The following is a 10,303-nucleotide window of genomic DNA, read 5'->3' as shown; positions in this document are numbered from 1 at the left end:
CGGCTCGGTTTTCTGGTGCACGATAAAGTAAATACAAACACACGAAAACCGAGCCGCGACCGTGAGGAAGCGGAATTTTTGTTCAGTTTTTGTAGCCCGGTCTGCTTGCAGCCGGGATCGTGCCACTTCGATCCCGGCTGCAAGCAGACCGGGCTACGGCATTGTGCTACATCCAAAACTCGCCCCTCACTAACAGATCCCCGTAGATCTTCAGCTTAATTGCGCTTTAGCCAGTATTGGCGGGTTATCGTGCTCTGTTCTGACCGTATCGATGGTCTTTTTGAGGATGGGGATATTTAATTTGGCATTGTCTGCTTCATCAATCCATTGTAAATCTACGAGCACTTCATGCGCTATTTTTGCATGTCCATACAGAGCATATTTCAACAGATCTTCGAGGCAAGAATTTTTATAATCTATGCCAGGCTTTTCTCTGGAACCAAAAAATTTGCTTTTCTCTTTAGCCAGCTTCATTTCATAACGTACACGAAACGCTTTTTCCAAATCGGCCTTAGAGATATCGCAGGTTTCTTCTTTTATTCCAGGCTCTGTAAATTTGTATTCTATGTTGTATTTTTCATAAAATTTATTCGCTAGTACGGCATGTACGTTCGCAGTGGGGTGGATATCATCCCAGAAAGCATACCCTTTGGCTGGTGAGGTGCCGTTAGGTAACATTTGAAAATCATCAGAGGTGGTATAGGCCTTTTTTAATTTCGCAGAATCCAGTCCATACTTCTCTGGATGTTGGTACGCATCAACAAAGACCGAATTGATATCAAATAAATCAAAGTTACAATGCGGATACATCACTTTAAGTTTTTCGCAGGCATTTGCTAACTCCTGATTGAAATATTCAATACAATCATGCGCATTGTTACGTGCTTCATCTCCTTTTGCTCCCGCCATATTCTGAAAGCGTGGGGTAAGTGACAAATCAGGGAGATTAAACCAAACGAAGTTTCTATATCCATGTTTCAGCAGAATTTCGACATTTTTTACCCGTTCTTTAACTGCTTTATTGACTTCGTCTATAGAAGGTTTTGCATTAACCGTAATTAAATCGTTTGCGCCAGACCATTCAATGATCAGTGTTTCCCTTTTTCTCGCATCAGATAGCTTATTCTTTTTATCGTAAGCCAGGATTCGATCGCGCATGGTTTTTAGTGTTGGCAGGATAATACGGCTGATAAAGCGAGTGATGCTTGAGCTCAAAGACCAGGAATAATCATAAGAACTCAAGCCGCCTTGATCATAGGAGCGAATAAAATCATGTCCTTCATATTTAACAAAGAGGTCATTGTTTAAATTATAGTCATACATGATTTGATCGAGAATTCTCTTTTCCTTATTCACGATGGCATCCGCTATGTCGTCATTGGAATAGTTATATTTCCTTTTGAGCTGAGCAATCATGAAGTCATTCGCAAAGAATGAAGCAATAACATCCGCCCAGACATAACCATTGGTAAATCGCCCTCTGGGTGAGGTATTCGTTAAACCGGCAAGCCATCTCATCGGGATGCAACCAAATACATAGGTTTTATCCGAAGTGCCTCTATCGCTTAAGCTATCTCCCATCATTATTATGTGTGATATTTTTTTTTGCTTTGTCATGTCGGTATCTCTTTAAAATAGTTATAGGGACGGTTCTCTACTCTTTAAAAAGGTACATCACGTACTTCCGGGTGACTTTTAAAAACACCAGGTGATCAATTCGGCGATCTTAATGCAAAAAATAGTCCACTATGGCTTTACGGGGAACTTGGATGTACAGACGATCGGCAGGATGGATAACGATATGATGGGGCGGCAAAATTTGACAGGAATGCTAAAAATTGCATTCTTGGTGCCTCAACAAAAATTCCGCTCCTTAATAGTCGCGGCTCGGTTTTCTGGTGCACGATAAACTAAATACAAACACACGAAAACCGAGCCGCGACCGTGAGGAAGCGGAACAGTTATATTGGCAAATACTTCAAAAAGTTCCGCTCCTTAACAGTCACGGCACGGTTTTCTGGTGCACGATAAAATAAATACAAACACACGAAAACCGAGCCGCGACCGTCAGGAAGCGGAACAGTTATATTGGCACGTATTTTAAAAAATTCCGCTCCTTAATAGTCGCGGCTCGGTTTTCTGGTGCACGATAAACTAAATACAAACACACGAAAACCGAGCCGCGACTGTTAAGGAGCGGAATTTTTGTTCAGTTTTTGTAGCCCGGTCTGCTTGCAGCCGGGATGGTGCCACTTCGATCCCGGCTGCAAGCAGACCGGGCTACGAATAGAGTTAAAAAAACCATTTTAAAATGGATTCAATGAGGTACCAAATTGCGGGGAGTCTGTAGTCGCTTGATGGAGAGTGAATATTCCTCCCTGGCTTGAGCGACTCACAGCTGTCGCTTTATCGCAGTACAAACCTTCATACAGTTTTGCTAATTCATCAGTTGATTTAATCAACGCGCTCACATTTTCTGTCTCTTTTTGTGAATGTCCAGCCAAGGTATCGAACCTGGTTATCAAACCTTCTACCGGTCCATTCACTTCTTGCATAGCAATTTCCAACTCATCTGCCATATAAGGAGGACATACCAAATCGTATTTACCTTGTACAATGAACGTTGGAATTCCTTTTAAGCGAGCAATGTCTCTTAAAATCTGATTGTGCTCAATAAAACAGCTATGCTCAAAATAAGTTGATTCAGTTAAGCCCATATTGACCCCATCCGGACTGCTGCCCAAAACCAATTCATCTTCATTAATTTCCAGGTACGAATTCAACTTTTCCCATGTTGCAATCGTTCCTGCTGCTTCAGATCTGATTTCCTCATCGGGATGTTGTAACAATTCAAAGCATATATGATAAATTTTATCTTTTTCTACTGACAGATGAGTCATTTCCGATTTGTTAATTAATGCTGTGAGATGGTTTTTTAATTTTGCCCACTGTTTGCTGTGCATTAAGGCGGCCGGACAACCTTCGCGTACAAAGGCTGAAACATCGTTATCTCTCCCCAGGAATATACCTCGTAAAACCAATCCGAGCACTTTATCCGGGTGAGCTTCTGCATACAATAAAGCCAGAGATGAGCCCCAGGACCCACCAAAAACGGCCCATTTATCTATTTTAAAAAATGTACGAATGATTTCTATATCAGCTATTAAATGCTGAGTAGTATTTGCTTCCATTTTGCCTTTTGGGGTGGACTTTCCTGCACCGCGTTGATCAGCAAGGATGATATGGTATTTTTCTGGATCAAAAAATTGCGCAAAATAAGGTGATGTTCCGGATCCAGGGCCGCCATGAAGTGCAATAATGGGGATGCCTGATTTATTCCCATAACTGGCCACATACAGTTCATGTCCGGAATCTACTGCGATCATATGCTCTTCATTAGGTGATATTTCTGGATAGAAGGCGCGTAGCGGTATATCTTTTGGCATGATGGTCTCCATAAAATAATTCATTTATAAGAAATGATTTAAAAGTAAAAATGATACTTTTTTCCCTTGATGCTTCTCTGGACTGTCTGAACAGAAGGGATTCTACTTAGAAAATAATTAAATTCAACAATATGCTGTTTTTGTAGTCCGATCTACGTCGTCCTGAGCGCGTCTTTTTGCGCGAAGGATCTCCAAATACTGGCACCATGCCGTTTTTCAGGAGATCCTTCGCGCAAAAAGACGCGCTCAGGACGACGTAGATCGGGTAATGGCAAAGATGTGTAGAAGAATCAGCTGCTTGCAGCCGGGAATGGAGACTTGGTTAGAACTTAAGCTGTGTCCCTATCGTCAGTTCCCGGCTGCAAGCAGACCGGGCTACGAATTAGTTGTACCGTTGCTTCCTGTAGTTGCGTGAACCGCGTTAATGTGGGTTAAAACTGGGGTGCTCACTATCTCCAATCAATGTATCTTGCGTCTGAGATTCTATTTTATTCACCCTTTGTGAGAGCAGGCTCAATTTAGTTAAATAAGTCGGAACAGTTGAATTACATTTAACGGGAGCGGTTTTCTTTGATAATACAATATCGTTGGCTGTTTCCAGAGGCAAAGGGCTGTTTATGATCAGGTCACGTGTTTTTTGATTATATAATCCATGGTCATATAATTCTTTGATTGCCTGGGCTAATAAGTCTGGTGTTGCATGATTTATTAGAGTTATTAAATCAACCTGCTCTTCGAAATCAGAACCCTTATAGAAAAAATACGATTGTGAAAATAATTCTGAATCAATATTGAGAACTATTATTTTGTTAAATATTTCTTCTGTTAAATGCCCTAAGTAATCCAAGTTATTGATGACATAGTAAATGCCATTGAGATTCGGAAGTTGTGTAATGGCTTCTCTTTTTTCCTGCTGCCTGCTTGGATCGAGGTTAGGATTTCTTCTTAAAATGCGTAAAATTCTATGCAGTAGCACTGGAGAATCACTATTGACCATATCAATCCAATCTTCGCCATAAATTTCATCGGATTTTTCTCGATCCCAGAGCCAGGATAAATCTCGAGCGATCTCGCCAGGGTGTTTGGCGCGTAAGACTTGATTAAAACTATCTTGATGTAACCGACCTCGTCGATACAAGACATCAATGAGTTGAACCTGTCCTTCTGATAAAGGTTGATTCAGGAGAGTATCCCAGTTATCTAAAGATAAAATACCTGCTTTGTCCATTTTTACTAAAGCATTTGTATCGCATCGTTTGATTTTTTCCAGATTCTCCAGCGAAAAAATCCTGCTTTGATGTAGGAAATCAATTTTAATAGCTACTGATTCAGCCTCCAACTCGCTTTGTATTACCAAATTAAAGTGCTCTTGTGTCAACAATTCCTTATCACTTAAATAGGTTACTGCATTCTTTAAGTGCCATAGGCGTTTCACATTATTTAAGATCAAAGATACGTCCGAATAACACATCCATTTTCTGAATATAAGATCATTGATTTCCAAATAGAATGGATAAAGAGACTGCCTTCTGGTTGAGAGAATTAATCCAGGAGTAGTGAACTCTTTATTATATGTAAGATTTACAAGCGTAGTCGCTTCTATCATAGCGGCATTTTCATAGGTCAATAACCCATTATTTTCAAGTACCAGTGCTATATGTATGAGATTAGTGAATTCCCACTGCGCAATGCTATTTGAAGGCAATAAAGAGCGGAACCAGTAATGGGTAATGGATGCACTGTCAGCACATGCCTTTAGGAAATGGTAAAAGCTTAACGGACTTGAATCTTGATGGGCTATGGCCTGACCTAAATTTGTTCTGCTTAATATCCAATACAGAGAATTATTTTGCATACATTTCTGTAGTGCACGCTTTATTTGGTGATAAGAACTCATACTCTAACCTTTAATAACATAATAACTAGTGATAAATTGTACATTGAGATTACAATATAAACATCGTTGTACTATACGGATATTTCGCCAGTTGCAGATGAGAACATAGGGGGAATGCTTTTTGCACCATCCCTCTCAATTTGTTAGAATCTTTTTAACAGCACTTTAACTTTATGAGGTAGCTCCCTTTACTTTACTGTTATGAAAAATTCAAATTTAACCATCTGTGACGCAACAATACATCCTGGTGAAATAGCAAATCTGGCTTTACCCCTTCCAGAACTTTATTCATGTACCTCATTTTACATGCCTATCAAAGTAGTGCACGGAAAAGAAGCCGGGCCCTGCGTCCTCGTTTTTTCTGCATTAAAAGGTGACGAACTGAATGGTTTGGAAATCATCAATCGCTTACTTGAGCCAGGGAGGCTTCAACATTTAAAGGGTACTTTAATTGCTATCCCTGTACTCAACGTATTGTCTTTAGTCAGTCACTTAAAAACCTTATCTTATGAAATTCATCTTGAACGCTGCTTTCCTGGTAAAGCCGATGGAACATATGGAGAGCGAATAGCTTATATTTTCACTAAAGAAATATTATCAAAAGCTGACTATTGTATTGAATTACAAAGCGGTGCAATAAACCACGACATTTTGCCTCAGATATATTGTAATATTTCAGATACCCAATGTAAGACTTTAGCCCGGCATTTCGCAACGCCTGTCATCACCAATACGCCCATAAAATCAAACTCCTTACGCAAGACTACAGAAGCACTGAATATTCCGTTACTTATTTATCAGGCTGGGGAGGCTTTGCGCTTTAATGAATCAGCCATCAATGTGGGGTTGAATGGAATATACAGAATATTACATGCCCTTGATATGTTGCATACTGCTCCTGAGTTGTTATCTGATTCGTTCAAATCTATCTTTTCAGAAGATCAAGACTGGATTTACTCCCACAAAAGCGGAGTTTTAACCTCTAAGGTAGAGTTAGGGCAATTAATTCGCAAAAAACAAGTAATTGGCTTCATTAACGATCCTTTTGGTGCAGGAAGCCCTGAGGCTATTAAATCCCCTTCTGATGGAATTGTGGTTGGAATTAACCGCCATCCATTAATTTACGAGGGTCAATCCATTTTTAAAATCGCCTCCTTCCTGGACAACAACAGAGCTGAAACTGTCATTGAAGCCTGGGGGGAACAATATAATGAAAAATAAGTATTGAATTACTTATCATTAATAAAGGATAAGAGATGACTGTTCGTGGCCTTATCATATGGCTTATTTGCTCATTATTTTTTCTTTACGAATTTTTTTTGCGGACGGTACTGGGAATATTTCAAGTGTCACTTATGAGTGAGCTTAATCTGTCTGCAATACAATTTGCAATACTGAGCACAACTGCCTATCAGGTAATTTATGGCATTATGCAATTGCCAGTAGGTGTGATAGCCGTTCGTTACGGGTTAAAGAAAACTCTGCTTTTTGCCGCCATGATTTGCACTATTGCAACTTTAGGATTTGCTATTTCTCAAACCTACGCTTCAGCACTTTTTTTCAGGTTTTTGATGGGATTAGGTTCCTCTTTTGGATTTGTATGCCTTTTGCTCTCGGTTTATGATTGGTTACCCAAAAAGAATATTGCGCTGTTTATTGGACTGTCTCAATTTATTGGTACTATGGGGCCTCTGTTCGCAGCCGGTCCTTTGAGTTCTATTTTGGCCTCAAACTTACAAGGTTGGCGCAGCTTATTTTTTGCGCTTTCATGCCTTGGGGCTGGTTTGACCGCTTTGATCTTTTATTTTGTAGAATCTAACAGGCAGCAACATGATTCATTTTTTATTTTATCAAGACCAAAATCATTTTATTTCAACATACGCCAATTATTAAAACAAAAACAGGTATGGTACATAGGCCTTTATTCGGCTCTGGTTTATTTCTCACTGGAGTATTTTTCCGAAAATGAAGGAATTACTTTTTTGGTTGCCAAAGGGTTGTCCACACATTTTTCGGCTTATTTAATATCTTTGGCCTGGTTGGGTTATGCTATAGGATGCCCGTTTTTAGGATATCTGTCTGACAGATACCAACTCCGAAAACCAATCATGATATTCAGTATCCTGTGTGTTTTATTGAGTTTGTTAGTAATTATATATTCGCCATTATATCAGTGGCTCTTATTAGCCTGCTTTTTTATCTTTGGATTTGGTGCCAGTGGGCAAAGTATTGGCTTTGCTGTAATGAGTGAGTACTGTCGAGCCAGCTATCTTACCATCGGATTAGCGTTTAACAACTCAGTCATTATGTTTTATACGGCATTTAGCGCACCATTATTGGGCTGGGTATTAGAGAAGAAACCGTTATCCATATCGATGCTAATCCATTATCAAAATAGCTTTTCGTTACTTATAGCATTGATTGTCGCTGGAGCCATATTAAGTATATTTTTTATAAAAGAGACTTATTGCAAACAGGTGCACGAAACGACTCAGTTACGATTAATGCCTCAATAAGTTTGGCTATAACTCACGTTAACTATAGTGGTGAGATAAGTTTCATCATGGGGGGCCTGTGTTTTTGATTCGGGGCCAGTACGAATAATTAGTATTCATGAAAAATCTGAAAATGCAGCTATTATTTACTTATTGTGAGAAATTACTGTTTTGCTGAGTACACAGGGTAGTTTCGAATACTGTGTTTTTTTAATCATCCGTTGAGAGAAGACATGAAAGCACTTATTTATCAAGGTAAAAATAAAAAATCCATTGAAGAACGTCCAAAACCAAAAATTCAAAATCAGACTGATGCTATTTTAAAAGTTACAAAAACAACCATTTGTGGCACGGATCTCCATATTCTTAAAGGGGACGTTAGCACGTGTGCCCCAGGACGAATTCTTGGCCATGAAGGCATTGGCATAGTTGAGGAAATTGGGTCAAATATCAGCTCTCTTTCTGTTGGTGATCAGGTGTTGATTTCATGTATCTCTGCGTGCGCCAAATGTGAATATTGTCGACGTGGTATGTATTCTCATTGTAAGGATGGGGGCTGGAATCTTGGCAATACCATTGATGGGACACAAGCTGAGTATGTACGCATTCCCCATGCTGATACGAGTCTTTATAAAATCCCTAATCTTACAGACGATGCATTCGTTATGTTAAGTGACATTCTCCCTACGGGGTTTGAATGTGGTGTGTTAAACGGAAAAATCCAGCCAGGATCAACCGTTGCTATTGTAGGGGCAGGGCCTATTGGTTTAGCAGTATTACTCACTGCTCAACTGTATTCACCTTCTCTAATCATTATGATTGACAAAGATGAACATCGTTTGAGTATGGCAAAACAACTTGGTGCTCACTTTGTCTTGAATTCAGGTAATGAAAACATTATTAACAGAATAATGGAGATTACCCAATGTGGCGTTGATACGGCTATTGAGGCGGTTGGTATACCTGAGACTTTTGTGCTGTGTGAAAATATAGTCGCACCGGGAGGCACTATTGCCAACATTGGTGTTCATGGTGCGGAAGCCCCTCTTCATTTAGAACGATTGTGGTCACAAAATATCACGATAACCACAAAGCTTGTTGATACGATTACTACACCTACGCTTCTCAAAATGGTAGCTTCTAAAAAAATTGATCCTAATCTCCTCATTAGTCATCATTTTAACTTTGAAGATATTATGGAAGCGTATGAAACGTTTGCGCAAGCAAGTAAAACGCAAGCCATAAAAATGATTATCAGCATGTCTATTGGAATTATTTGATTATTTTGGTGTTTTTATATTGCAATAAGCATAAAAAAGGCGGATAATTTCAGTCAACAGTCAACAGTCAACAGTCAACAGTCAACAGTCAACAGTCAACAGTCAACAGTCAACAGTCAACAGTCAACAGNCAGTCAACAGTCAACAGTCAACAGTCAACAGTCAACAGTCAACAGTCAACAGTCAACAGTCAACAGTCAACAGTCAACAGGGCCTCATTGCGCTTTGTTGCAGGGCTATGCTTTATGGAGTTGATTTGCTACTCTAGAAGAGCGAACAAAACCATATTAAATGGAGAGGATACTTGAATGAAAAAGGCCAGAGTGCTGTTTGGGTTAAGTGGGATTGTTTTATGGGGTGGCGTATCAGCGGGTACTATGGGTTCTGCGGTGCCTGATACTGGGTTCCGATGGGTAGGAACCTTGAGTATTGGTCCTGTGTGGTCAAAAACAGGGGAGAGCCAGAGTTTTTATTTAACGCCCGAGATAGAAAAGACTTATGTCGCGTATAAGTCAAGTAAGGCGCTGGCCTCTGGGGAGTTGTTTTTGGGAAGCCAAAAGCGCTTGAGTGGGGATTGGCTGGGACAGGTGGGTCTGGCTTTGGGTCTTTCCGGGAATGCAAAAGCTCAAGGTGTGATATGGGATGATGCCGACCCGCTATTGGATAATCATGCGTATGCTTATAAGGTGCAGCACAGCCGTGTTGCGGTTAAGGGGAAATTACTTTATGACTGTGGCAGCTGGCTTACTCCCTGGGTAAGCGGCAGTTTAGGGATTGGCTTTAACCGTGCGCATGGGTTTAGCAATACGCCATTGATTTTTGAAGCCTTGCCTAATCCCAATTTCGCGAGCCATACTCAAACGGCCTTTACGTACACATTAGGTGCCGGCGTGCAAAAGAGCTTAAATGAGCACTGGCAGTTGGGAGCGGGTTATGAGTTTGCCGATTGGGGCAAGAGTGAGTTGGGGCGTGATGCGGGGCAAAGCTTAAACAGTGGCTTGAAGCTGAATCACCTGTACACCAACGGGGTGTTATTGAATGTGACGTACCTTTCATAAGGACTTGGAGCATCATGAGTAAACACAATAAGAAAACAAAAGGATGTTTAGGCATTTGGGTGGCGGGTGCCAGTCTATTGATAAGCAGTAGTGTGCACGCAGGCATTCCGGTATGGACGTATTCGGC

General features: G+C 40.4%; 7 protein-coding genes. 4 read left to right on the top strand and 3 right to left on the bottom strand.

Features of this window, described 5'->3' with window-relative positions:
* Positions 1-210: 210 nt before the first annotated feature.
* From B094_RS15945 to B094_RS0108230, 3 genes are all read right to left on the bottom strand, one after another.
* Complete coding sequence (locus tag B094_RS15945; RefSeq protein WP_018577333.1) at positions 211-1,617, bottom strand: SGNH/GDSL hydrolase family protein; 1,407 nt, start codon at positions 1,615-1,617, stop codon at positions 211-213.
* A 689-nt stretch (positions 1,618-2,306) separates the two neighbouring features.
* Positions 2,307-3,446 carry a prolyl aminopeptidase gene (gene pip, locus B094_RS15940; RefSeq protein WP_018577331.1) on the bottom strand — a complete coding sequence of 380 codons (1,140 nt, stop codon included), beginning with the start codon at positions 3,444-3,446 and terminating at the stop codon, positions 2,307-2,309.
* Positions 3,447-3,867: 421 nt separating this feature from the next.
* Positions 3,868-5,343, bottom strand: a complete 1,476-nt coding sequence (locus B094_RS0108230; RefSeq protein ID WP_018577330.1) for a hypothetical protein — start codon at positions 5,341-5,343, stop codon at positions 3,868-3,870.
* 201 nt (positions 5,344-5,544) lie between these two features.
* Between B094_RS0108230 and B094_RS0108225 the strand changes: the two genes are divergently transcribed.
* The 4 genes from B094_RS0108225 to B094_RS0108210 all read left to right on the top strand — a co-directional run bounded on the left by B094_RS0108225 (position 5,545) and on the right by B094_RS0108210 (position 10,176).
* Complete coding sequence (locus B094_RS0108225; protein ID WP_018577329.1) at positions 5,545-6,564, top strand: succinylglutamate desuccinylase/aspartoacylase family protein; 1,020 nt, start codon at positions 5,545-5,547, stop codon at positions 6,562-6,564.
* Positions 6,565-6,599: 35 nt separating this feature from the next.
* A complete protein-coding gene (locus B094_RS0108220) occupies positions 6,600-7,859 on the top strand; it encodes an MFS transporter (protein ID WP_018577328.1) in 1,260 nt (419 codons plus the stop codon).
* 212 nt (positions 7,860-8,071) lie between these two features.
* Entirely contained in the window at positions 8,072-9,118 is a 1,047-nt protein-coding gene (locus B094_RS0108215; RefSeq protein ID WP_018577327.1) for a zinc-dependent alcohol dehydrogenase family protein, read from the top strand.
* Positions 9,119-9,426: 308 nt separating this feature from the next.
* Positions 9,427-10,176, top strand: a complete 750-nt coding sequence (locus B094_RS0108210) for an outer membrane protein (RefSeq protein ID WP_018577326.1) — start codon at positions 9,427-9,429, stop codon at positions 10,174-10,176.
* Positions 10,177-10,303 lie beyond the last annotated feature (127 nt).

The organism is Legionella shakespearei DSM 23087 (assembly GCF_000373765.1).
In the GTDB taxonomy this organism is placed as follows: Bacteria; Pseudomonadota; Gammaproteobacteria; order Legionellales; family Legionellaceae; genus Legionella; species Legionella shakespearei.
Note: the sequence above shows the minus strand (reverse complement) of the source record. Positions and strands in the feature narration are given on the sequence as shown.

Coding starts and splice junctions, on each gene's coding strand:
- B094_RS0108210 (WP_018577326.1), top strand. CDS start 9,427: ATGAAAAAGGCCAGAGTGCTGTTTGGGTTAAGTGGGATTGTTTTATGG.
- B094_RS15945 (WP_018577333.1), bottom strand. CDS start 1,617: ATGACAAAGCAAAAAAAAATATCACACATAATAATGATGGGAGATAGC.
- pip (WP_018577331.1), bottom strand. CDS start 3,446: ATGCCAAAAGATATACCGCTACGCGCCTTCTATCCAGAAATATCACCT.
- B094_RS0108220 (WP_018577328.1), top strand. CDS start 6,600: ATGACTGTTCGTGGCCTTATCATATGGCTTATTTGCTCATTATTTTTT.
- B094_RS0108215 (WP_018577327.1), top strand. CDS start 8,072: ATGAAAGCACTTATTTATCAAGGTAAAAATAAAAAATCCATTGAAGAA.
- B094_RS0108225 (WP_018577329.1), top strand. CDS start 5,545: ATGAAAAATTCAAATTTAACCATCTGTGACGCAACAATACATCCTGGT.
- B094_RS0108230 (WP_018577330.1), bottom strand. CDS start 5,343: ATGAGTTCTTATCACCAAATAAAGCGTGCACTACAGAAATGTATGCAA.